We start from the raw sequence: 21,011 nt of genomic DNA, 5'->3' as shown, positions 1-21,011 counted from the left end.
GGGGGGACTTGCCGGGTTGCGGGGGTCATTGAATTGTAGCAAAGGGCCTCGGCAGCTCAGGCCTGCCCGTCCTCCGGGCGCGTGGGCGCGATGGCGGGAGCGGCGAAGGCCTCGCGCAAGGTGACGCAGCGCAGCCCGGCATCCTGCACCGCGGCGAGCACATGGGGCAGGACCGCCGGCAGCGTGTGCGTGCCGCCTGCCATGCGCGCGCCGTGGCCGTCGTGCAGCAGCAGGATGTCGCGCGCGGCCAGGCCGCGCAGCAGGCGGGCGGCGATGCGCTCGGGGCGGGCACGGGGCAAGGTATCGAAGCCGCGCCGGGTCCAGCTCGCCAGGTTCAGGCCGAGCCCGCACAGCGCCGGTTCCAGGAAGGGGTTGCGCAGGCCCGCGGGGGCGCGGAAGAAGCGCGGCGCCGTGCCCGCCAGCTCCGCCAGCACCTGCTGGGCGGATGCGATCTCGGCGCGCATCCAGCCTGGGCCCGACACGGAGAAGCGGTGAGAGTGATGCTGGCTGTGGTTCTCGACCGCGTGTCCGGCGCGGGCGATCTCCCGCACCAGCGCGGGATGCCGTTCGGCTCGCGCGCCGATGCAGAAGAAGGTGGCGCGCAGGTCATGGCGGGCCAGCCAGTCCAGCACCCGCGGCGTCAGCTCCGGGTCGGGGCCGTCGTCGAAGGTGAGGGCGATGCAGTCCTCTGCCTGCGGCGGCAGCTGGCGCAGGTTGGGGCCGAGCCAGGCACAGCGCGGCCACAGGCCGGCACCGGCCATCAGCAGGTGTGACGCGGCAACGCCGCCGGCCGCCCAGGGCAGCGTGGCGGGCGCCAGCAGTACCGCGCCCAGGGCCCCGACATGGGTCGCCGCGGCCGCATACAGCAGGCCGGACGGGCGCCAGGGGCGGACCCCCGCCAGCATGGTGGGGGCGCCGCTCATGACCGCCCTCCCGTTGTGCGCGCGCCGCGGCGGCGCGGCGCCGCCAGCATGGCGGAAAAAAGCAGCGCGAGCACGGCGCCGGGGGCCACCGTCAGGCCGAAGGCCTGCAACAGCGGCAAGCTGGAAGCGGCCAGCAGGCCGAAGGCGGCGACGGTGGCGAGGTTGGCCAGCACCAGCGAAACCAGGGTGTGCGGCGACGGGCCGGTCGCCGTGCCGTCCGCGCGCTGGTTGAAGAACAGCGCGTAGTTCGAGCCGATCGCCACCAGCAGCAGCATGCCCACCAGGTGCAGCAGGCTGAGCTGGCGCCCGTTGAAGGTCAAGGCGGCGGCGACGACGAGAGCGGCGGCAACCAGCGGGACGAGCGTGCGCAGCACGCGCGCCGGCGAGCGCAGCGCCGCCGCCAGCAGCAGCACGATGGCGGCAAAGCCGGCCAGGCCCAGATGGATGGCTTCGCGCAGATAGTTGTCGTAGAGGCGGTCGGATTCGCCCTTGAGGTCGACGAAGAGCGCGCCGGCCACGCCGGCGCGCGCCAGCGCCGCCCGCACCGGCGCCGCCTCGGGCGTGCCGCTGGCGCGCAGCGGCAAGGTGGCGCTCCAACGCCCGCCCTGATGGCGCAACAGGGCGCTGACGGCCAGCGCCAGCGAACTGCCGCGCAGGTCGTCCTCCTGCAGCAACGGCGCCTGCCGGGCCCGTTCGACGTCGTCGAGGAAGGGGGTGAAAAGGCTCGCCTTGACCGGCTGGCCGGCCACGGCGGCCGCCAGCCGCTGCGCCAGTTCCGCGCGCGGCGGCAGGCTGGCCTGGCGGGCGCGCTGGGTGGCTTCGCTGGGGAGGTAGCGCGCGGGCGTCTCGTAGCCGGTCAGCACGCCTTGCGCCACCAGGCCGTCGAGCTCACGTCCGACGCGCTCCGCGCCTTGCAGCACGCTTTCGCGGTCGGGGCCATCGAGCACGATGAGATAGCGCACGTCGGGCGCGCCCAGGTCGGCGCGCAGCGAACTGTCGAGGGCCTGTGCGTCCTTCGGCACCGGGCTCAGCGAAGAGAGCTCTGGATTCCACAACGTGCCGGGGTGCTGCCAGAGCATGGCCAGCGCGACGAGCGGCAGCACTACCACGCACCAGCGCAACCGCCCCGCCGCCGCCGCGGCGCGCGCGAGGCGGCCGCCCAGCGCGCTGACGTCGCGCAGGCGGAAGCCTGCCGGCAGCAGTTGCGGCAGCACATGGCGGGTGGTCAGCGCGGCGGCGGCAAGCCCGGCGATCGAGTACACGCCGAGCTGCGCCAGGCCGGGAAAGCCGGACAGCAGCAGGCAGGCAAAGCCGCAGATGGAGGTCAGCACGCCGAGGCGGATGGTGGGCCAGAAGCGGCGCACCCACTCGCGCGGGTCGCGGCTGTCGGCGTGGGCCGACTGCACGAACAGGTAGATCGAATAGTCCACCGCCTCGCCGATCAGGGTGGTGCCGAAGCCCAGCGTCAGGCCGTGCACGGTGCCGCCGAAGCCCAGGCTCACGGCGGCGACCCCGGCCAGCGCGCCGGTGAGCACCGGCACCATGCCGAGCGCCAGCGTGCGCGGCGAGCGATAGACGAGCAGCAGCATGCCGGCGATGATGGCCAGCGCCGTGGTCGACAAGCGTTCGACATCGTGCCGGATGGTATCGCGCGTCTGCACCGAGAACACGCCCGGCCCGGTCATCAGCAGCCGATAGGGGGCGGCACTGGCGGGCAGTTCCTGCCGGCTGGCGACCTGGGCGAAGGCCGTGCGGATGGCGGCGATGGCCTGTTCCTGCGCATCGGTGTCGGCGCCCGCGGCGGCTGTCTGCGCCAGCAGCACTGCGCGCCGGCCATCGCGCGAGGCCCAGGCACCGTCGCGCATCGGCACGCTGCGGTCGGCGTCGAACTGGCCCAGCAGCGTGGCCATCTCGCCGGTGGGATCGCGCGGCAGCAGTGACTTGGTAAACAGGCCGGCGGGCGAGGCCAGCAGGTCGAGCGAGTCCGCCACGGCAGCGCGCAGGCCCTCCTGTGAGAAATGCTCGGGCGTCACCGCCGGGCTGAGCAGGTAGCGGTGGCCGTAGAGCAGACGCTGGTCGGCCTCGCGATTGACCGGCTCGCCGTTGCTGATGGCGGAGAAGCGCTGGTCGGCGCGCAGGCTCGCACCCAGTGCGCGCGACAGCGTGGCGCGGCCTGCGCTGTCGCCGCCTTCGATGCCGACCAGGATCAGGCGCGAAACGAGACCGTCGCGCAGCTGGTCGACCAGCACCTGCTGCTCGGTGCTCGGCGCGCGCGGCAGGAAGGCCGAGAGATCGGCCGTGAAACGGCTGCGCGAGGCTACCAGGGCGCATGCCAGCAGCAGCGCCAGCCACAACCAGACGGCAAGGCGTGGCCGGCGCGGTGCCGGTGCGGAAGAGAGCGGGCCGGACGAGGCGTTCATAGGTGCTGGCGCGCTCAGGGGGCCGGCCGGATCTGCATCACCGAGCGGTCGCCGTCGGCCTGGACGATCTCGACACTGCTGAGGTTGTCGCGCACGCCGTCGATACGCACCTGCTTGACGTGCGCTGCCATGCGCGCGTCGGTGGGAACCAGCGTCAGGGCCCAGCGGTTCGCCACGCCGTCGACGCGCAGCCGGTAGTAGCGCTCGAGGGCATCACGGTTGCCTGCCAGGGTGGCGCGGATGCTCTCGATGAAGGCGGCCAGCTCCGGGTAGTTCTGCAGCGGCATCACATACGACTTGCCGCCGCGCTCGACGGTCATCATGTCGCCGTCCAGCACCATGTTCTCGGGCTTGGGCGTCAGCGTGCGCTTCTCGAGATGGTCGGGGGCGACGAAGACGAGTTCGCCGGTCGAGTCCACCGGGCGCTCCAGCATGGCCAGGTACTTGCGTTCCGAGAAGCGGACCCGGCTCGATTTGCGCTGGGCCAGTGCCGACATCAACTGGTCGACACCCCAGGCTCCGGCGGCCTGGGCCGGAGCTTCGGGCGCAGCGGGCACGGCGGATGCGGCCCGCGCGACGGGCGTGTGGGCACAGGCCAGGCAGGCGGCGAGAAACAGGGCGGGCGGCGTGAAGCGTCGAAGCGGCATGGCGTCAGCGTGGGGCGCTGGCAGGTGCGCCGGAGCGGCTGTCCTGCCAGAAATCGTAGAAGTTGAACCAGTTGCGCGGCGCCGCGCGGCAATGCCGCTCGAGCGCCGCGACATAGCGGGCAAGCGCGGCCTCGATCTCGGCGTCGCGATCGCGGCGGGGCGTGCGTGAAAAATCGGCGAGCCACTCGAAGTGGATCTCGTAGCGGTTGCCGCCCAGGTACAGTCCGGTCATGAACAGGGCGGGGCGGCGCAGCATCGCCGCGATCCGCAGCGGGCCGGTGGGAAAGCCGGCGGCCGCGCCGAGAAAGTCGCGCGGTTCGACCGGATCGCTGGCGCGCTGCGCGAGCGTGCGATCGGCCAGCATGCCGACCAGGAAGCCGCGCTCCAGGTAGTCGCGCACCTTGAGCATGGCGTCCAGGCTGCCCAGCGCGATCACGTCCTGCCGCATGGCCGGGTTGACGGCCTGCAGCACATCGTTGACCTTGCGCGCATTCTCTTCGTACATCGTGATCGCCACCTGCAGGCCGGGCCGCTGGCGTCCGGCGGCGCGGATCACTTCGAAGCTGCCGAGATGCGCGCCGAGCAGGAAGGCTCCGCCGCCGTCGGCCAGCGCCGCGTCGATGACGTCGGTGCCGTGTACGCGGATATCGAACTGCTCGAAGCGGCCATTGAGCAGGTAGACCCGGTCGAGGATGGTGCTGGCGAAGGACAGCAGATGGCCGAAGGTATCCCGCAGGCGTGCCCGCCGCCCGCTGACGCGCGACAGGTAGGCCAGCGAGGCCCGCCGCGCCCGCGGCGCGAAGCCGAGAAAATAGAGCGTGATCGGATACAGCAGCAGCCGCGCGGCGCGTCGGCCCAGGCGCAGCGAGAGCGACGTCATGAGCCGCAGCAGGAAGAGGTTGCTGCGCTCGCGGCTTTCGCTCCATTCGGGCTGGCCGGCGGGCTGCGGGGCGGGGCCGCTCATGGCGCGTCTGCGCCGGCTGGCGCGGCGGCGGGTGCGATGTTGAAAACCCCGTTGGCGACATCGTGCTCACCCACGCGCAACGTGAAGCGCAGGGTAGCGTCCGTCGGCGGCGTGTATTGCAGGACGACGAAGTCGCCGGGAGCGACGGGGTACAGGAATTTCGCCGTGCCCAGGCGCAGTTGGCCGGGCGCGAGGCCGAGCGTATCCGCCAGGTGGAGCGCCGCGAGGTCCAGCAGCACCACGCCCGGTACCACCGGGTGTCCGGGAAAGTGGCCGGGCAGGGCAGGGTGGCTGGCCGGGATGCCGAAGCCGTACGGCGCGCTCATGACGGGCGCTCCCCGCGGCGCGCCGCCAGCAGCCGCGCGACCAGCAGTGCCAGCTGGTCGCGCGGCAGTTTGCCGGTGGCATTGCGCGGCAGGCTGTCCACCAGCAGCACGCTGCGCGGCATGAAGGCAGGATCGATGCGTTCTCGCAGCGCGCGCCGCAGGCGCCCGCTGTCCAGGCCCGGCGCGACCGCCAGCGCGACGAGGCGCGCGGCGCCCGCCCCGGGCGCCGGCTCCGGCAGGAAGAAGCCCCCGTCCTGCACGCCCTCGATAGCGGTCAACTGGTGGTTCAGGTAGGCCAGGGAACTGCGTTTTCCCGCGATATTGACCAGGTCCGCGCGGCGCCCATGCAGCAGGAAACGGCGTGCGTCGAGGCGTTCGAGCAGGTCGCCCATCGGCACCGCCTGGCCGACGTGGCCGCCGGATGCCCAGGCCACCGGGCCGTCTTCCTCCTCGCCAGCCGCCGGCGCGCGCCAGTCCAGATCGATGCCCGGCAGCAATGTCCACGCAGTGTCGCGCGCACTCGCGCGTACTGCGATCTGTCCGGTCTCGGTGCTGCCGTAGATTTCCAGCAGCGGCGCCCCGAAGCCGTGTTCAGCCTCATGCGCCAGGGCCGCGGAGAGGGCAGCGGTGGCCGACAGCAGCAGGTCCGCGCGCGGCAGGGAGATGCCACTTGCCAGCACCGCACGAAGGTGCGGCGGCGAGGTGACGAGCACGCGCGGGCGGGGGGCGGCTGCGAGCGCCGCGCGGATGTCGGCCGGGTAGAAGACCGGCGCCGCCTGCAGGGCCAGGCCGGCCTGCAAGGCCAGCATCACCGTGCATTCGAAGCCGAACATGTGCTGGGGCGGCACGGTGCCGACCAGGACATGCCGGCGTCCATCGTCCAGGCCGAGGCGGGCGGCCGACGCGCGGGCGAGCCGCACCATCTGCCCCCACGTTTTCGCATGCGGCACGGGCAAGCCCGAAGAACCCGAGGTGAAGATATAGGCCATGATCCGCTCGGCCGGGATCAGCGGAATGAGCGGGGCGGCGGGAACGGCGGCGGCCGGCGCTTCACCCGCCTCACCCGGCTCACCCAGGCCGGCCGAGCAAGCCGCCATCTCCGCGGGATACGCCAGGCGCGGCAGGCCGGTCGCCGCCAGGGCCTCGGTGGCCAGGGCCTCGTCGTCATAGAGGCACACCGTATCCGCCGCGCCGGCGCAGAGCGCGGCAAGCGTGTGCGGATTCAGTGTCGGCGGCAGCAGGCTCGGCTTGCCGCCGACCAGCGCCGCGCAAAGGCCGACCATGAATCGGTAGCGGTCGCCGCACAGGTTCAGCACATGGCCGCCAGCCGGCAGCAGCGCGGCCAGCCGGGCGACATCGGCCAGGAAGCGGCGTACCGTGACCGCCTGCCCCATCCGGTACGCGATCACGTCGTCCGGCGAGGCATGGGAGACAAGGGCAATGGCAGGCATGGCGAGCGGGAAGGCTGGGCTGCGTGACGGCATCAGGCGGCCGGCAGCCCGGTGCGGTGACGCGCCGCGTGGGGCAGCCGCGGGGGCGCCGGGGCGCAGGGAAGTCGAGGAAAGCAATTGACAACAGACATGACGGCGCTCAGCATGTGCGGCCCGGATCGCCCCTGCGACCGGGGCCGGCCGCGAAAACCGGCGGACCACGCCAGGAAGACCGCACCGGCGGGAGGTGGTTTCCGGTGGCACCGACAATGTTGTTACGAAAGTTCTCTTGCCTAGTGGGATATTGCCTAGCTTGGTAGCATTCACCACGAAGGCGGAGCGCGAGTATACCTTAGCCTTAGCCTCGGCGACCCGCCACGGCGCCGCGCGTGCAGCATCGGACGCGCGGGCGTGCAGCCCACAGCCCCCTGGAATGATGAACGAACTGGAAACCGAACTCGCGCGCCTGATCATCGGCGAACTCGACATCACGGATATCGCGCTGGCCGACGTCCGGCCCGATACACCGCTCTATGGCGAGGGATTCGGCCTGGACTCGATCGACATCCTCGAGATCGCGCTGCTCGTGTCCAAGAAATACGGCTTCGAACTGCGCTCGGACAATCCGGACAACAAGCGCATTTTCCAGTCGCTGGGCAGCCTGGCGGCCTATACGCAACAACAGCGGTCACGCTGAATCGCAAGAGGGCAAGGCGGCCGACGGCAGGCGCTGTCGGCGGCCGCACGGAAGGAAGACGATGGATCGACGCCTCGGCCCCGGTGATCCGGAGGCATCGAAAACCCACCTCGTACTGATCCCCAGCTACAACCCGGGGGACAAGGTGCGCGAGACCGTTCGCGCCGCACGGCGCGCCTGGAATCCTGTATGGGTCGTGGTCGACGGCAGCACGGATGCCAGCACGGCCTGGCTGCGTGAAGAGGCCGCATGCGACCCGGGCCTGCGCGTACTGGAACTGCCGCGCAACGCCGGCAAGGGCGCGGCCGTGCTGCACGGGGCGGAACGCGCCGCGGCGGCGGGCTTCACCCACGCGCTGGTGATGGACTCCGACGGCCAGCACCCCGCCCACCTGATCCGGCCGTTCATGGCGGCGTCGCAGCGCGACCCGGCGGCGCTCGTGCTGGGCCGGCCGCTGTTCGACCGCAGTGCGCCGCGCGAGCGCGTCTACGGGCGCCGGCTTTCCAACCTGTGCACGGACCTGGAGACGCTCTGGGCCGGCATCGGCGACTCCCTCTACGGCTTCCGCGTCTATCCTATCGCGCCGCTGCGCGCGGTCATGGCCGAGCGCCCGTGGATGCGCCGTTTCGACTTCGACCCGGAAGTGGCGGTGCGCCTGTGCTGGCGCGGCCTGCATCCGCTCAACCTGGATGCCCCGGTACGCTACTTCCGCGCCGATGAGGGGGGCGTCTCGCACTTCAATTACCTGCGCGACAACGTGCTGCTGGTGTCGATGCACTTGCGCCTGCTGACGGGCGGACTGCTGCGCCTGCCCTTGCTGGCCTGGCGGCGCCTGCAGCCGCCACGCTGCGGCGAAGCGCCGGAAGCGGTGAAACGCTGAGCCCATGCGCCGGCTCCGCCGCTTCCGACGGGCCGCGCGCGCTTACATCGTGGCGTACGCGCTGCACCAACCGGCGGCCGCGACCTGCCTGTCGCCGAACAGCACGCAACCGCCCCAGGCACTGCCTGTGTCGCCCTGGTAGAGCGAACAGCCGGCACAGTTCTGCCCGGACTGGTAAGTGGTGAACCTGGCCTTGTCCACGCGGGCGGCGTCGTGCACGTAGCCGACCTTTTGCGCGGCCGGATCGCTTTCCTCTAGGCGGGTCGATTGCGCCCGGGCCGCTTGCTGCCAGGCAAAGGCGGTGCTCAGTCCCAGGCCGCAAGCCAGGAAGCCGCGTCGTGATGGATTCATCATGGATCGGTCTCGTTCAGATTGGTGTGGGGAAGATGCGTGCCCGTTCGTGCACGGCCACGCGCAAGACCGCCAGCGTAGCGCAGGGCAAGCCAACGCGTCCCGATTCACGTGCCGTCGAGCCTTGGCGGTGCCAGGTTCCGCGTCCCCGCTGCAAATCGATATGACATCGATATTTCAGCGCTGAAACAATCGTGCCAGCCGTTGCCGCCTGGCGGTTCGCCAGCGGGCAGCCCGTACGCCCGGTTTTCCAATCGGTATCAGTTGACTTTCTCCAGCGTAGCGCAGGCGGTACGCAATATGGCGCCAAAGCGCTCGAGATTGGGCTCGATGCGGTAGACCGGCCCGGCGATCGAGATCCCGTACCACTCGCCCGATAGCTTGAGCGGCCAGGCCAATGCGCCCACGTCCGGCATCGATTCCCCCAGGTTGACGAAGCTGCCCCGTTCCGCGCCACGGGCGAGGTCGGCCTCCAGCTGCGCCGCGCTCGCCAGCGTGCGCGGCGTGAAGGCCCGGTAGGAAAGCTGCGCGAGCAGGACCTGCCGCTCCTCCGGCGCCATGGCCCATAGCAGCGCCTTGCCGATCGAGTTGGCGTGCAGTTCGCGCCGTTCGCCCGCCGTGGCGATATAGCGGATCGCGTGAGGGGATTCCAGTACGTCGAGGTAGAGCACCGCGGCGCCGTCGTGCAGCTTGCCGATGACGACAGTCTCGCCGGTGGCCGCGCGCAACTCGTTCATGGTGTCGTGGACGCGGTCGAGCACCGGGTCGTGCCGCGCGATCTGCTGCGCCATGGCCAGCAGGCGCCCCGTCGGGTAGTAGCCCTGGCGGCGCCCGGCTTCGTACAGGTAGCCGAGGGCGGTGAGGGTGCGGATCAGCGCCAGGCAGCTCGACGCCGGCACCGACAGCAGCCGCGCCAGCTCCGTCAACGACAGGGCGCGCCGCTCGCGGGCGAAGGTCTCGATGATCTCGATCACCCGCAGCGCGGTCTTCACATTCATGGTCTGGGCGCCTTGGGTCGCGCCTTGGGCGGCCTGGGCAGGCTGGGGATGGCCTTCAGCGCGGCGCATGTGCTCTCTCTCCCGATCGTGGTTTCCGATAGTTGACTTGGTTTTTCATGAGTATAAAATCGCTTTCACAATTATGAAAACGGCGCCAAGGCGCCCGGAGACAGCCATGACGCAAGACCTGCCTCGATACTTCGTCCGCACGGACGAAGTGCCCGGCTACCACCCGGCGAATCACACCGGCACGCTCAACCGCCGCCTGATCGGCCGCGAGACTGTCGGCGCCACCCAGCTCGAAGTGGTGCACGGCACCATCGAGAAGGGCAAGGGCGCGCTGCCCCATGCGCATCCGGGCATCGAACAGGTCTGCTACCTGCTGCAGGGCCGCGCGCGCGCCGAGATCGGCGGCCAGTCGCGCGAACTCGGCCCCGGCGACTGCTGTTTCTTCCCGGCCGACACCATGCATGTGTTCACCGTGCTCAGCGAGGAGCCAGTCAAGGTACTGGTGATCTACGCCCCCCCGTACGAAGAGTCTCCACAGCGCGTGGTGCGCCCGGCCTGAACGCCGGCGGCCCGGCGGCGGGCCGCGGCGGCATGTGCCGGAATCCATCGAGCAGGGCAAGCAGGTCAAGCAGGTCAAAGAGGAGGTGTGCATGAGTCAGAGATCCCGACGCCGGATACTGGCGCTGGCCGCGGCATTGTGCCTGACGCCGGCGCTGGCCTGGGCGGATGCCTATCCGAGCCGGCCCATCCGGCTGGTGGTGCCTTACGCGCCCGGCGGCGCCACCGATATGGTGGCGCGGCTGTTCTCGCAGAAGCTGGGCGAGGCGCTCAAGCAGCCCGTGGTGGTGGAAAACCGGCCCGGCGCCAACGGCATCATCGGCACCGACCAGGTGGCGCGCGCCGCGCCGGACGGCTACACGCTGCTGCTCAACACGGCGGGGGCGCAGACCTTGAGCCCGGTGCTGTACAAGGCTGGCTACGACCCGGTCAAGAGCTTCGCGCCGATCAGCCTGATCAGCGCGATCGGCTTCGTCATGGTGGTGCACCCGTCGGTGCCGGCCAAGACCGTGCAGGAGTTCGTCGCGCTGGCGCGTGCCGGCAGCCGGCCGCTGAGCCTGTCGACCGGCAGCAGCATGATCGAACTGATCGGGGAGACCTTCAAGACGGCCATCGGCGCGCCCAAGATGGTCAGCGCCCCGTACAAGGGCACGGGTCCCCAGTTGCAGGCCGTGGTGGCCGGCGAGGTGGACATGACCATCGATCCGTTCAACGGCATGCAGATGATCCGGGCCGGCAAGCTGCGCCCGCTGGCGGTGCTGGCGTCCAAGCGTTCGCCGGCCCTGCCCGACGTGCCGACCATGCAGGAGGCGGGCATTCCCGGCATGAGCTTCAACTCCTGGGCCGGCCTGCTGGCGCCGGCCGGCACGCCCAGGGAGATCATCGTGCGGCTGAACCAGGAAGTGAGCCGCATCGTCGCTTCCCCCGAGATCAAGGAACGGCTGGCGGCGATCGACTATGAGGCGGTCGGCAGCACGCCGGAACAGTTCGCCGCCATCATCGCCGACGACAGCGCGCGCTGGGCGAAGCTGGTCAAGGATACGCACTACAAGGAAAGGATGGCGCAATGAACGCCAGGCCTGGAATGAGGAGACTGATGATGATCCGGACCAAGCTGCCTGGCCTGTGCGCCATCCTGCTGGCCTTCCTGTGCGCGGGCGCGCTGCCGCCGGCACGCGCAGCCGATGCCTATCCGAGCCGGCCGATCCGGCTGGTGGTGCCGTTCGCCGCGGGCAGCGGCACCGACGCGGTGGCCCGCATCACCGCCAGGGAACTGGGCGAGGCCTTGAAGGAGAACGTGGTGGTGGACAACCGCCCGGGCGCCAACGGCGCCATCGCGGCGGAACTGGTGGCACAGTCGGCGCCGGACGGCTACACGCTGTTCATGACCACCAACACCACCCATTCGGCCAATCCCTCGCTGATGAAGAAGCTGCTGTACGACCCGATCCGCGACTTCACGCCGGTGGCGCGCATGGGCAACCTGCCCTTCATGCTGGTGGTCAACCCCAAGCTGCCGGTCAAGACCGTGTCCGAGCTGATCGCCTGGTGCCGCGCCCACCCCGGCATGTCCTATGCCAGCGGCAACAGCACCGGCATCGTCGCCGGCGCCACGCTGGGCCGCATGGCCAGGCTCGACCTGCTGCACGTGCCCTACAAGAGCACGCCGCCGGCCATGACCGATGTGATCGCAGGGCAGGTGCCGATGATGTTCGTCGACGTGGCGGCCGGCATCGCCAACGTCAAGGCCGGCAAGCTGCGCGCGCTGGCGGTTACCACCGCGCAGCGCAGCCGGCTGCTGCCCGAGCTGCCGCCGCTGGCGGAGACGCCGGAACTCAAGGGGTTCGACATCACCTCGTGGAACGGCGTGTTCGGGCCGGCGCGGTTGCCGCCCGAGATCGTGGCGCGGCTAAACCGCGAGCTGTCGCGCATCGCGACGAGCAAGGAGGTGGCTCCGCGTTTCGAGGCACTGGGCTTCGAAGGATTCGGGCAGTCGCCCGGACAGTTCGCCGGCTTCGTCGCCGATGAGCTGGTCAAATGGACCAAACTGGTCAAGGACGCCGGCATCCAGCCGGAATGAGGCAGGCATGAATTTCGAAAGAACCCCGGAGCAGCGCGCCATCGTCGAGGCGGTGACGCAACTGTGCAGCGACTTCGGCCCCGAGTACTGGGCCGGGCAGGACCAGCGGCATGAGTTCCCGCACGCCTTCCACCAGGCCATGGCCAAGGCCGGCTGGCTGGGTATCGCCATGCCGGAAGCCTACGGTGGTGCCGGCCTCGGCATTACCGAGGCAGCCCTGATCATGCAGACGGTGTCGGCCTCGGGGGCAGGCTTCTCGGGCGCCTCGTCGATCCACATGAATGTGTTCGGGCTCAATCCGGTGGTGGTGTTCGGCACCGATGCGCAGAAGGAATCGGCATTGCCCCCGCTGATCGCGGGGCAGGACAAGGCGTGCTTCGCCGTGACCGAACCGGATGCCGGGCTCGATACCACGCACCTGAAGACGCAGGCGGTGCGCAGCGCCGACGGCTCGGCCTATCGCGTCGACGGCCGCAAGATCTGGATCTCCACCGCGCAGGTGGCCAACCGCATGCTGCTGCTGGCGCGCACCACGCCGCTGGAGCAGGTGAGCAAGCCGACCCAGGGCCTGAGCCTGTTCTACACCACGCTCGACCGCGCGCATATCGAAGTGCGCGAGATCGACAAGATGGGGCGCGGTGCGGTCGATTCCAACATGCTGTTCATCGACGGCCTGATGGTGCCGGCGGGTGACCGCATCGGCGAGGAGGGACGCGGCTTCGAGTACATCCTGCACGGCCTCAATCCGGAACGCATCCTGATTGCCGCCGAGGCCGTAGGGCTGGGCCGCGCTGCCCTGCAGGCAGCGACGCGCTACGCGCGGGAGCGCGTGGTGTTCGGGCGGCCGATCGGGCAGAACCAAGGCATCCAGCATCCGCTGGCGCAGGCCTGGATGGCGCTGGAAGCGGCCGACATGATGGTGTGGAAGGCCGCCTGGCTATACGACCAGGGACAGCCGTGTGGCGCCGAAGCCAACGCGGCCAAGTACCTGGCCGCGGAAGCCGCGCACCAGGCCTGCCAGACAGCGGTACTGACGCTGGGCGGCATGGGCTATGCGCGCGAGTACCACGTGGAGCGCTACCTGCGCGAATCGTATATCCCGCGTATCGCGCCGGTCAGCGCGCAACTCATCCTGTGCCACATCGCGGAGCGGGTGCTGGGCCTGCCCAAGTCCTACTGAGCTTCCGGCCGGCCCGGGCGCCGATGCTCGTGCTACTTGCCCAGCTCGTGCCCGACCACCCCGCCGACGACAGCACCGCCGACGGTACCGGCCGTGCTGCCGTGAGTCAGTTCGTGGCCTGCCACGCCACCCACCACCGCGCCGGTGGCCGTGCATCCACTCAGCGCCGCGACCAGCAGCGTGCCAGCTGCGAGCGCGCGCATCCATCGGGTCTTGTCCATGATCGGTCTCCTGCCCGCCGGCCGCCGCAATGGCAGCGACCGGTCCGGGCCTGATGAGGACCAGCATAGGCAGGGGCGGCGGTCCGCCGTGCCGGCGCCGCGCCGAAATGCGTGTAGGACCAGGACGACAGCGGCGCGGCGGTGCGGCGCCTCAGTCGCGCAGGCGCTTGATCAGCGAGGAGGTATCGGCACGGCCGCAGCCGCGCGTCTGCAGCTCAGCGTAGAACTGGTCGACCAGCGCCGTGACCGGCAGGGTGGCGCCATTGCGGCGCGCCTCGTCCAGGCACAGGCCCAGGTCCTTGCGCATCCAGTCGACCGCGAAGCCGAAGTCGAACTTGTCTTCCACCATGGTGGGGCCGCGGTTCTCGAGCTGCCACGAACCGGCCGCGCCCTTGCTGATCACGTCCAGCACGACCGGCATGTCGAGGCCGGCGCGCTGGCCGAAGGCGATCGCTTCGGACAGGCCTTGCAGCAGTCCTGCGATGCAGATCTGGTTGACCATCTTGGCGAGCTGGCCCGCCCCGGGGCCGCCGATGCGGGTCACGGCGCGCGCATAGGCCGAGATCACGGGTTCGATGCGCGCAAAGGCTGCCTCGTCGGCACCGCACATGATGGTGAGCACGCCTTTCTGCGCGCCGACTTCGCCCCCGGAGACCGGAGCATCGACGAATTGCAGGCCGCGCGCGGTGGCTGCCGCGTGCAGCTCGCGCGCGACATTGGCGCTGGCGGTGGTGTGATCGACGAAGACGCAGCCGGCCGGCGCGGTGCTATAGGCGCCATCAGCGCCCGCCAGCACGGCGCGCAGGTCGTCGTCGTTGCCGACGCAGGAGCAGACCACGTCGGCATCGCGCGCGGCTTCGGCGGGCGTGGCGGCGGCCTTGCCGCCATACTCGGCTGCCCAGCGCTGTGCCTTGGCGGCGGTGCGGTTGTAGACGGTGACTTCGTGGCCCTTGGCCACGAGGTGGCCGGCCATGGGGTAGCCCATGACACCGAGACCGAGGAATGCGACACGCATGACGACTGCTCCCTGACTGGAAAAGCTCGATTCTACGTGAGCGGCCGGCGCGCGTTGGCCGGCCACGCATGGGCATGAACGGGTCGCCGGCGTCAAGGCGCCTCAGCCAGCGCCAGGCCGGCCACGGGTCGACCTCGGGCGGCCGCGCCGGGCCAGTCAAGGCATGAAGGCAGTGCTGCGTGAACCGCGAAGGGGCCGTACCCACTGTGACACCGTGACCTCGGGGCCGGCATGGCGCAAGGGCCGCCGCCCCCTTGCGGAGACGGCGGCCCTTGCTGCGAGCGTCGCGGGAAAGCGTCCGTCCAGGGCGGCCGGGCGCGCAGACGCCCGGGAAGTCAGGGAAGCCGGCCGCTCAAGCGCCGTCGGAGAAGGCATCACGCCGGGCATTGACCTGGTGATTGCCGTCCGAGTATGGGTCGCGGGCACCTTGCACGCGGCGCGCTTCGCCGGTGTAGGCATGGCTGCTGCTGGCGGCAGCGCCATCGGTGTACGGGTCGACGGCGCGGGGAGCGGCGTTGGCGAGGCCGGCGGCAGCGGCCAGCGAGGTGGCCAGAACTGTGCCGAGCAGGGCTTGCTTGAACGTGCGCATGGCGTTTCTCCTGAGATTTGGCAACCGGAAGCGGTTACCGATGGAGGAAGTCTACGCAGCGCTCGCCCACCGCAACATGACTGGAAAATGACAAAGCTGCAATGCACCACGGCGGCCGGCAGCGGCGGCCGGCACAAGGCTCGCGCGGCGCCAGCCCCTATGCCGGCCGTGGTGCGGATGCCACCAGCATGGCGTCCGCGCCAGGATGACCAGGGCGTGCGCAAGTGAGCTACATGTGGCTTCGAGCCGGCTCCACGCATGCTACGATTCGCACGCGAACCAATCCCGCTCCGCGACGGCGCCACGACGGCTCCAGCCGGTGCCGCGCGCCGGAACGGCTCCCTCACTGAAGACATGGAACATCGGCTCGTCTATCTGTTGAATGTCGGCCAGCGGCGCCTGCATCGCTGGACCCAGGCCCGTACCTCGGCGGGCGGTGTAACGGCGGCGCAGGCTGGCTTGCTCTTCTTCCTCGGCAAGCAGAACGGTGCCTTGATGAGCGAAGCCGCCGCGGCGCTCGATCTCGGGGCGCCCGGCATGAGCGGCCTGGCGGAGCGCTCGGAGCGTGCCGGACTGGTCGAGCGGCGCGCCGACACCACGGACCGGCGCGCTGCCCGGCTGTGGCTGACCGACGCCGGCCGGGCGGCACTGAAGCGCTCCAAGGCGGGCCTGACGGAGTTGAACGCGCGCCTGACCGACGGCTTCTCCGAGGCCGAGATCGACGTAGTGGCGCGCTGGCTTGCCAGCCTGCAGGAGAAGTTCCCGGCCTCCGACGACGATCTCGCCTAGCCGGCCGCGCCGGCTAACGTTGCGCCAGGCGCTTGAAATCGGGCCGGCGCTTCTCGGCGAAGGCCTGGAAGGCTTCCCTCGCCTCGGGGCTGGCCAGCCGCTGGGCGAAGGCCGCGCCCTCCGCTTCGATCTGCGCCACCAGCTTGCCGGCATCGCGCATCAGGCGCTTCATCGCGCCCAGCGCGCCCTGCGGCTTGGCGGCGAGCGCGTCCGCGACGCGGCGGGCCTCGCTGCGCAGGGTAGCCGCCGGCACGATCCGGTTGGCGATGCCCCAGGCAAGTGCCGAAGTGGCGGGCAGGGGCTCGCCGAGCGCAAACATTTCGAAGGCCCGCGCGTGGCCGATGCGCTGGGGCAGCAGCAGGCTGGACGCCGCCTCGGGTACCAGCGCGAGATTGATGAAAGGGGTCGTCAATTCGGCGCCCTCGGCCAGCAGCACGTAGTCGCAATGGAGCAGCATCGTGGTACCGATACCGACCGCCTTGCCCTGGACCGCTGCCACGATCGGTACCAGCGCGTTGGACAGGCTGTGCAGGAAGCGCGCGACATGGCGTTCCTCCGGCCCTTTGCCAACGGCCTGTGCGGCGAATTCCGCCATATCGTTGCCCGCGGTGAAGAGGTCACCGTCGCCCTGGATCAGCACGACGCGGACTTCGGCATCGGTGGCGGCACCCGCGATGGCGTCGGCCAGCGCGCCATACATCTCGTTGGTCAAGGCATTCTTCTTTGCGGGGCGGGCAAGCGTGAGAGTCAGCACGCCTTCGGTGAGGTCGATATCGAGGTCGGTATGCATGGAGGTGTCTCCGGGTTAGCGATGTATTTCGCATGCGAAGTATAAATGTTTCGCGCGCGAAGTAAACCGGCGGATCCAGTTGATTCCCCCTCGGGTGATGCGGACGCCACGCTTCGCGGGCGGCCAGATGCAACAGCGTCGCCGCGAGTCGCGCAGGACAGGAATCGCCGCGCCCCTTGTCTTTCCCCGGATGCGCTTGCGCGCGCTGCGTGGCGCCATCGGAAAAGCAGTTGAAATCAGGGACTTGGCGTCTTCGCCGCAGCAAGGCCGAAGCACCCCTGCCCGCGCCCGCGGACCCTTCCTGCACCGGCGGCAACAAGAGTACGGGCAATTCCGCATCGTATGACGGCTGTCTACCTGTAGAATCCCCGCCATGGGGCGGTCGCCGGTCTGGCCGCTCCCTCACGTTCGCCCGCGCGGCGCGTCAGTCCGCGGGCTTCTCGGCTATATCAATGTCAGAGTTTGAAACTGCCAGGCTCGCAGCGGCAGCATGGGTGCGCGAGCAGATGGATCGCCATGGCTTGACGCTGGAGGATCTCGTCGAAGCAGGGTGTTTCCCCGGCAGCGTCGCCACGGCGGAGGCTGAGGCGCCGCCGCCGGTCCCGGCGTCCGCCCCGATGGCGCTTTACCGCAACGCCCTGGGCCAGTCCTGGGACGGCACCGGTGAATACCCCGATTGGTTGCAGCGCGCCGTCAATGCCGGCCAGTCCATCGAGCATTTCCGCGTCGCATAGCCCGGCCATGCGCTTCTTCCGCTGAGTCGGCAAGGCTGCCCAGCCTCCTTGAATGCGGCACCGCACCTTGTGGGCCGTCGTCCGTCGCTGCTCTAATGGCACGATGCCCGCGCCGGCCGCAGGCCGTCGCCGGGTGCTTTCCTTGGGAATCCCGGCAGCACGGAGGAGGCAATCATGGTGTTCACGACCCTGAAGCTGGAGGTGGAAGACCGCCTGGCGTTCATTACGCTGAACCGGCCCGAGCGGCTCAATGCCATCGATGCCGCCATGCCCGGCGAGATCGCGCAGGCGGTGGCCGCGGCCAATGACGACGAGCGCGTGCACGTGATCGTGCTGCAAGGCGCCGGCAAGGCATTCTGCGCGGGCTATGACCTCAAGGATTTCGCGGAAGGTGACCGCGAGCGCCGCTATACGCAGCCCATGCCATGGGACCCGATGCGCGACTATCGCCTGATGCGGGCCAATACCGACCACTTTTTCAGCCTGTGGCGCTCCTACAAACCGACCCTCTGCAAGGTCCATGGCTACGCCGTGGCCGGCGGCTCGGACATCGCGCTATGCGCCGACCTGCTGGTGATGGCCGAGGATGCCCGTATCGGCTATATGCCGGCGCGCGTCTGGGGATGCCCGACCACGGCGATGTGGGTATACCGCATCGGCGCGGAGAAAGCCAAGCGCATGCTGTTCACCGGCGACGTCATCGATGGCCGCACCGCGCAGTCCTGGGGCCTGGCACATGAGGCGGTGCCGGCCGCCGAACTCGACGGGGCCGTGCGCCGGCTGGCGGAGCGCATCGCCGCGGTGCCGAAGAACCAGTTGATGATGCAGAAGCTGATGATCAACCAGGCCTACGAGAACATGGGCCTGCACAGCACGCAGACGCTGGCCAACCTGTTCGACGGCATCGCGCGGCATTCCCCCGAGGGCATGTGGTTCAAGGGTTATGCCGAGCGCTATGGCTTCGCCGCCGCGGCCGAGTGGCGCGATTCCGGCCGGCCGATTCCCGAGCCTATGCCGGGCGCCGACCTCGATCCGCTGATGCCGCCGCCCGAGGCCGGCGCGCGTTCGCGCTGGTCGTCCAAGGACGGCGGGGACGTGTAAGTATGGCGAAGGAATGGTGCCGGTCCATGGCCGGGCAGGCGCTCAATTTTCGCCCGGCGGAACCGTAGAAGGTGGGAGAGCCGTCCCGGCGTGTCCCCAAACCTTCTCGGAGATCAGCGGATGTCCAGTATTCCCCTCATTCAACCCCAGGTGGCGGCGCAGGCCGGCGCCTCGGCCAAGGCGCAGTCACCCGTCAGCGGCGACACCTCGGCCGCGGCCACCTCCCAAGGCGCAACGGCGCCACCGGCTGTGGGACAGGCTGGTGCCGGGGCCGCCGGTGGCAGCGGTTCCAGCACGGGCAGTTCTACGACCGAGGCGCAACTGAGGAAGCAGATCGCCCAATTGCAGAAGCAATTGCAGGAAGAGGAGACCCGACTGCAGGCGCTGCAGGCAAGCAAGATGGACGACAAGGCGAAGGCGGCGGCGGTGTCCGCGCTGCAGACCGAGATCGCTTCCACGTCCGCGGCACTGCAGTCTGCGATGGCGGCACTGGCCCAGTTGCTGAATGCCTCCGGCTCCAGTGCCAGCGGGGCCCTCTTGTCGACCACGGCCTGATCCCGCCGACCGCCAGGGCGCGGGCTCGATGGCGGTGACGGTCAGCAGGCCATCCCGCCGCTCGACGGCGAAGCGGGCCATGTCGCCTGCCTTGGCGGCATTGATCCAGGCGGGATCGGCGACCTGGAACACCATCGTTCTGGCCTCCATGTCGAGCTTGGCGAGGGCCATGCTCGATGGTCGGCGTGTCCATGTGGATGCGCTTGCGGTCGTCCTCCACGGATTCGATACGTGGGACCAGGGGTCTGGCCGGCGTTGTCCCACGGATGCGCCTTCATGCCCGGCGCGAACTCGCGCTCGACCGGCTCGGCCACCAGATGGGATTCGCTCCAGCCGTTGCGCATGCGACAAGGCAGGCGTCGTCACCGGTCCCGGGCGGGGCGCCACTGAGTGCGCAGAGGCCGCGGAGGCTGCAGCCGCCGTGGGGTCGGAGCCCTAGCGCGGGAGCGGTGCCTTGCCGGCGTCGGCGGCGCCGTCCGGCGCAGCCTTGGCGGCTTTGTGGCAGTGCGGCGCGGTGCCCGCATCATGCGCGCTGGTCAGGCTGGCGCGCGTTTCCATCAGGACGGCGGCGTGATGCGACGCCATCGACACGCCCACCCCGGCCTCCTGCGCGGCGGTGCCGACCATCATGACCGCCGCCGCGCCCTGGAAGGGAAGCGCGAACACGGCGAGACACAACAGGAAGCAGCGCAGCAAGCGTTTCATCGACGGGGATTGGTCAGGCGACTGGAGGCGTACCGCGCCGGCAATCGGAGGCCGGCATCGGCCGCATTGGGTTGCATCGGCCGCATTGTTCGCATCAACCGCAAAGACCGTGGCGCGAACCAAACCGTATCAAATGCGGTCAATTGGCCATTATACCGGTTTTTCTTGCGTCATTTTGCTGACATCAGCATGACAAAGCTGCAATGTTCGCTTCCGCAAGGCCTGGCTGCGGTAGCGTATCGCCACCGGACCATCGCTGCGGAAAGCCGAGGCCAGAGGCGCCCGCCGTGCGGCGGGCGTGAACCAAGAGTGAGACCATGCGCGTCCTGATTGTGGAAGACGAGCCGAAGGCGGGTGACTACCTGCTCAAGGGGCTGACCGAGTCCGGCTTCGTGGCCGACCTTGCCCGCGACGGCATCGACGGCCTCGCCCATGCGCGCGGGCAGGCCTATGACCTGATCGTGCTGGACGTGATGCTGCCAGGGCTGGACGGCTGGCAGGTGCTGCGTGAATTGCGCCGCGACCGCGATACCCCGGTACTGTTCCTGACCGCGCGCGATACGCTGCCGGACCGGCTCAAGGGGCTCGAGCTCGGGGCCGACGATTACATGATCAAGCCCTTCTCCTTCGCCGAGCTGGTGATGCGGATCCGCACCATCCTGCGGCGTGGCCCGCTGCGCGAGAGCGAGCTGATCGAAGTGGCCGACCTGCAGATCGATACCGTGCGCCGCCGTGTCACCCGCGCCGGGCAGAAAGTGGAACTCACCTCGAAGGAGTTCGCGCTGCTGCAGCTGCTGGCGCGCCGGCGCGGCGAAGTGCTGTCGCGCTCGCTGATCGCTTCCCAGGTCTGGGACATGAACTTCGACAGCAACACCAATGTGGTCGACGTGTCGATCCGCCGCCTGCGCGCCAAGGTCGACGAGCCGTTCGAGCAGAAGCTGATCCACACGCGGCGTGGCATGGGCTATGTGCTGGACGAGGAGGGCTTGTCGTGAGCGGCGCAGGCGAGCCGGACCAACCCGCGCCGCTGCGGCAGGTGGCGGCGGCCG

Annotated in this window: 22 protein-coding genes and 2 pseudogenes; 11 read left to right on the top strand and 13 right to left on the bottom strand. The window is 69.8% G+C overall.

Annotation, left to right across the window (positions count from 1 at the left end; genetic code table 11):
• Positions 1-56 precede the first annotated feature (56 nt).
• The 5 genes and pseudogenes from BKK80_RS27725 to BKK80_RS27705 form a co-directional block, all read right to left on the bottom strand.
• Positions 57-923: a polysaccharide deacetylase family protein gene (locus tag BKK80_RS27725; protein WP_071019937.1), complete on the bottom strand. Its 867-nt coding sequence runs from the start codon at positions 921-923 to the stop codon at positions 57-59.
• Positions 920-3,343, bottom strand: coding sequence for an MMPL family transporter (locus BKK80_RS27720; RefSeq protein ID WP_071072120.1), 2,424 nt, complete (start codon positions 3,341-3,343; stop codon positions 920-922). Before BKK80_RS27720 ends, BKK80_RS27725 begins: the two co-directional genes overlap by 4 nt.
• Positions 3,344-3,357: 14 nt before the next feature.
• Complete coding sequence (locus BKK80_RS27715; protein ID WP_071072118.1) at positions 3,358-3,990, bottom strand: LolA-related protein; 633 nt, start codon at positions 3,988-3,990, stop codon at positions 3,358-3,360.
• Between the two features lie 4 nt (positions 3,991-3,994).
• Complete coding sequence (locus tag BKK80_RS27710) at positions 3,995-4,954, bottom strand: LpxL/LpxP family acyltransferase (RefSeq protein WP_071072116.1); 960 nt, start codon at positions 4,952-4,954, stop codon at positions 3,995-3,997.
• A pseudogene (locus BKK80_RS27705) lies at positions 4,951-6,731 on the bottom strand (AMP-binding protein). Before BKK80_RS27705 ends, BKK80_RS27710 begins: the two are co-directional and overlap by 4 nt.
• A gap of 415 nt (positions 6,732-7,146) precedes the next feature.
• Here BKK80_RS27705 and BKK80_RS27700 point away from each other — a divergent pair.
• Positions 7,147-7,407, top strand: a complete 261-nt coding sequence (locus tag BKK80_RS27700) for a phosphopantetheine-binding protein (protein WP_071019946.1) — start codon at positions 7,147-7,149, stop codon at positions 7,405-7,407.
• A 61-nt stretch (positions 7,408-7,468) separates the two neighbouring features.
• Entirely contained in the window at positions 7,469-8,287 is an 819-nt protein-coding gene (locus BKK80_RS27695) for a glycosyltransferase family 2 protein (protein ID WP_071072114.1), read from the top strand.
• A 42-nt stretch (positions 8,288-8,329) separates the two neighbouring features.
• Here the strand turns inward: BKK80_RS27695 and BKK80_RS27690 are convergent, their stop codons facing one another.
• Positions 8,330-8,638: a high-potential iron-sulfur protein gene (locus BKK80_RS27690; protein ID WP_071022536.1), complete on the bottom strand. Its 309-nt coding sequence runs from the start codon at positions 8,636-8,638 to the stop codon at positions 8,330-8,332.
• 260 nt (positions 8,639-8,898) lie between these two features.
• Positions 8,899-9,636: an IclR family transcriptional regulator gene (locus BKK80_RS27685; protein WP_071022539.1), complete on the bottom strand. Its 738-nt coding sequence runs from the start codon at positions 9,634-9,636 to the stop codon at positions 8,899-8,901.
• Positions 9,637-9,811: 175 nt separating this feature from the next.
• Between BKK80_RS27685 and BKK80_RS27680 the strand changes: the two genes are divergently transcribed.
• The 4 genes from BKK80_RS27680 (at position 9,812) to BKK80_RS27665 (ending at position 13,463) form a co-directional block, all read left to right on the top strand.
• Positions 9,812-10,204 (top strand): cupin domain-containing protein, encoded by a 393-nt coding sequence (locus tag BKK80_RS27680; RefSeq protein ID WP_071072112.1) that lies wholly within the window; start codon positions 9,812-9,814, stop codon positions 10,202-10,204.
• A 91-nt stretch (positions 10,205-10,295) separates the two neighbouring features.
• Positions 10,296-11,273, top strand: a complete 978-nt coding sequence (locus tag BKK80_RS27675) for a Bug family tripartite tricarboxylate transporter substrate binding protein (RefSeq protein WP_071022541.1) — start codon at positions 10,296-10,298, stop codon at positions 11,271-11,273.
• 29 nt (positions 11,274-11,302) lie between these two features.
• A complete protein-coding gene (locus BKK80_RS27670; protein WP_157903421.1) occupies positions 11,303-12,283 on the top strand; it encodes a Bug family tripartite tricarboxylate transporter substrate binding protein in 981 nt (326 codons plus the stop codon).
• A 7-nt stretch (positions 12,284-12,290) separates the two neighbouring features.
• Entirely contained in the window at positions 12,291-13,463 is a 1,173-nt protein-coding gene (locus BKK80_RS27665; RefSeq protein ID WP_071019957.1) for an acyl-CoA dehydrogenase family protein, read from the top strand.
• A gap of 32 nt (positions 13,464-13,495) precedes the next feature.
• On the opposite strand, the gene BKK80_RS27660 is transcribed toward BKK80_RS27665, so the two are convergent.
• The 3 genes from BKK80_RS27660 to BKK80_RS27650 all read right to left on the bottom strand — a co-directional run bounded on the left by BKK80_RS27660 (position 13,496) and on the right by BKK80_RS27650 (position 15,288).
• Positions 13,496-13,666, bottom strand: coding sequence for a glycine zipper 2TM domain-containing protein (locus BKK80_RS27660; protein WP_231908253.1), 171 nt, complete (start codon positions 13,664-13,666; stop codon positions 13,496-13,498).
• 169 nt (positions 13,667-13,835) lie between these two features.
• The gene (locus BKK80_RS27655) at positions 13,836-14,699 is read right to left on the bottom strand and encodes an NAD(P)-dependent oxidoreductase (protein WP_071019962.1); all 864 of its coding nucleotides are present in this window, start codon (positions 14,697-14,699) and stop codon (positions 13,836-13,838) included.
• Between the two features lie 352 nt (positions 14,700-15,051).
• Positions 15,052-15,288, bottom strand: a complete 237-nt coding sequence (locus BKK80_RS27650) for a hypothetical protein (protein WP_071019965.1) — start codon at positions 15,286-15,288, stop codon at positions 15,052-15,054.
• Positions 15,289-15,642: 354 nt separating this feature from the next.
• Here BKK80_RS27650 and BKK80_RS27645 point away from each other — a divergent pair, with 354 nt between their 5' ends.
• Complete coding sequence (locus BKK80_RS27645; RefSeq protein WP_071019968.1) at positions 15,643-16,077, top strand: MarR family winged helix-turn-helix transcriptional regulator; 435 nt, start codon at positions 15,643-15,645, stop codon at positions 16,075-16,077.
• A 13-nt stretch (positions 16,078-16,090) separates the two neighbouring features.
• On the opposite strand, the gene BKK80_RS27640 is transcribed toward BKK80_RS27645, so the two are convergent.
• Positions 16,091-16,867, bottom strand: a complete 777-nt coding sequence (locus BKK80_RS27640) for an enoyl-CoA hydratase (protein WP_071072109.1) — start codon at positions 16,865-16,867, stop codon at positions 16,091-16,093.
• Between the two features lie 452 nt (positions 16,868-17,319).
• Here BKK80_RS27640 and BKK80_RS27635 point away from each other — a divergent pair, with 452 nt between their 5' ends.
• The 3 genes from BKK80_RS27635 (at position 17,320) to BKK80_RS37580 (ending at position 19,257) form a co-directional block, all read left to right on the top strand.
• Entirely contained in the window at positions 17,320-17,601 is a 282-nt protein-coding gene (locus BKK80_RS27635) for an H-NS family nucleoid-associated regulatory protein (protein WP_071019973.1), read from the top strand.
• A gap of 174 nt (positions 17,602-17,775) precedes the next feature.
• The gene (locus BKK80_RS27630; RefSeq protein WP_083384513.1) at positions 17,776-18,702 is read left to right on the top strand and encodes a crotonase/enoyl-CoA hydratase family protein; all 927 of its coding nucleotides are present in this window, start codon (positions 17,776-17,778) and stop codon (positions 18,700-18,702) included.
• Between the two features lie 120 nt (positions 18,703-18,822).
• A complete protein-coding gene (locus BKK80_RS37580; RefSeq protein WP_071072107.1) occupies positions 18,823-19,257 on the top strand; it encodes a hypothetical protein in 435 nt (144 codons plus the stop codon).
• Between the two features lie 81 nt (positions 19,258-19,338).
• On the opposite strand, the pseudogene BKK80_RS38035 reads toward BKK80_RS37580, so the two are convergent.
• Positions 19,339-19,392: pseudogene (locus BKK80_RS38035) on the bottom strand (hypothetical protein); the annotation flags it as partial.
• A gap of 300 nt (positions 19,393-19,692) precedes the next feature.
• Positions 19,693-19,962, bottom strand: coding sequence for a hypothetical protein (locus tag BKK80_RS27620; protein WP_157128590.1), 270 nt, complete (start codon positions 19,960-19,962; stop codon positions 19,693-19,695).
• A 317-nt stretch (positions 19,963-20,279) separates the two neighbouring features.
• Here BKK80_RS27620 and BKK80_RS27615 point away from each other — a divergent pair, with 317 nt between their 5' ends.
• Positions 20,280-20,957, top strand: coding sequence for a heavy metal response regulator transcription factor (locus BKK80_RS27615; RefSeq protein ID WP_071072103.1), 678 nt, complete (start codon positions 20,280-20,282; stop codon positions 20,955-20,957).
• Positions 20,958-21,011 lie beyond the last annotated feature (54 nt).

Origin of the sequence: Cupriavidus malaysiensis (assembly GCF_001854325.1) — a bacterium.
In the GTDB taxonomy this organism is placed as follows: Bacteria; Pseudomonadota; Gammaproteobacteria; order Burkholderiales; family Burkholderiaceae; genus Cupriavidus; species Cupriavidus malaysiensis.
This window is presented reverse-complemented; position numbering and strand designations above follow the sequence as displayed.